Genomic DNA, 1624 nt, shown 5'->3' with positions numbered 1-1624 from the left:
CGGGCTGTTTTCAGAAAAACAGCCCGAAAACAGAAGGTGAGGCTACTGCCAGTTCTTTAGATTTTTTTGGGTGGGCTTTTTGCTTGCAGCACCTGCGCTTTGATGAAGCCCCGGTAGAAAAACGCCTGTTCCCGGGGTGCAAAGCCCGCTTCTCCCAGCAGCTGGTCCAGCGGCGGGAGCCTGCTGGCAGATATCTGACTTACTTTTCTGAAGAACCGGTACATGGCCCACAGCAGGAATTGCTGCCACCTCCTGTTTCGGCCGCCGGCCGAAAGGTGGAAGTCTGTGTGCAGCCAAAGGCCCGAGGGGAGCAGGGCGGCAGCCAGCCTGTTGATCATGGCCGCTGCTTCTGGGGGAGTGAAAAGGTCCAGCACAAATGGGGTGAGAACCACGTGGAACGTCTCATGGGGCAGGAGGTCCTGCTCAGTGCCGCACCTGAACTCAACAGCGGCTGCGTGGGGTAAATGGAGTAGCCGTTGCCGTGCTTTTTGGAGCATGGTGCCCGAGGCCTCTAAAAACAACACTTTCCCTGGGGTGCAACAGCCGAAGAGCTGCGTCAGGAGGAAACCGCTTCCCCCGCCCAGGACCAATACCCGCGCCCCCGCAGGGATTTGAGGCAGGAAATGCTGCTGCGCCCGTTTCTGCGCCTGGCCAAATACCAGTACCGCCAGCGTATCATACACCGGGGCAATCAGGTTAAAGTCAGGCGAAGGCTTGGAAGGCATACGAGAACCCTGCGTTTTGGAGCTGTTTTCCCAAAAGTAGGCCAAAAACAGGATTTGGCACAGACATTTGCAGGTCTTTTGAACATGGCAGATGGGTAGAAGAAAGAACTGGCCCAATACTCCAGACTTGCCGGGTGCCGCAAAGAGTTCAGCCATGCGTAGAACCCACCCCTTCCCCTCCCGGGAGGGGAGCATCTGCAATGCGTGGGGCAAATGGCGGGTGACCGTACCTCAGCAATGCGTGCCCTCCTGTGGCAACATCCCCCTTCACCCCCTTCAAAGGGGGAGTATTGGAGTGAGTTCTGAGTCCTGAGTGCTGAGTCCTTTCTTTTTCTTTAGGCAATTCAGCACGAATGAAGTACAATGCCTGGTTTCGCTGCCGCGCCGCGGGGGCAGCCAGAGACCGCCCATCATCTGTAGGCACGCGTCTGGGGACCCGTGCCAGCGCGTGAGTATCAGCTGGCGTTAGAAGGCACGGAAGTAACTTCCGAGCCATAGGGGGGCAGAAGAGGGAGCTATAGAGGGCAGAGGTAATGTGAGGCTGCCGCCTCATGGAAGCTGAAAGCTTCCGCCACCATAGGTCCAAGTTGAAAACCTGAACCTGAGATTGTGACAAACAAGCAGCAATAAAAAAACAAACAACAATGAACAATCAACACTTCTGCTGGTGGCACCTCTGTAAATTAGCACTTCTGCCCCTGGCTGATGTGCGCAGCACGGGCCCGGCTCAGGCTAGCGGATCAGCAACGGTTACCTACAGAGGCAGACAGAGCAAGTAAGGCTGATCAGGAGAGGAACCCAAACCAGTCCTGGGGGTGAGCGCCTCTGTTAATACGGTGCCGCTTCAGCGGCAAGGCCGGAGGGCCTAGTTTTAACAGCAGTGCTCACCGCCAGGACGG

General features: G+C 56.8%; 1 protein-coding gene. It reads right to left on the bottom strand.

Features of this window, described 5'->3' with window-relative positions; all coding sequences use genetic code 11:
* Positions 1-56: 56 nt before the first annotated feature.
* Complete coding sequence (locus A8O25_RS22260) at positions 57-725, bottom strand: class I SAM-dependent methyltransferase (protein ID WP_066839865.1); 669 nt, start codon at positions 723-725, stop codon at positions 57-59.
* Positions 726-1624 lie beyond the last annotated feature (899 nt).

It is taken from the genome of Rufibacter ruber (assembly GCF_001647275.1).
Taxonomy (GTDB): Bacteria; Bacteroidota; Bacteroidia; order Cytophagales; family Hymenobacteraceae; genus Nibribacter; species Nibribacter ruber_C.
Note: the sequence above shows the minus strand (reverse complement) of the source record. Positions and strands in the feature narration are given on the sequence as shown.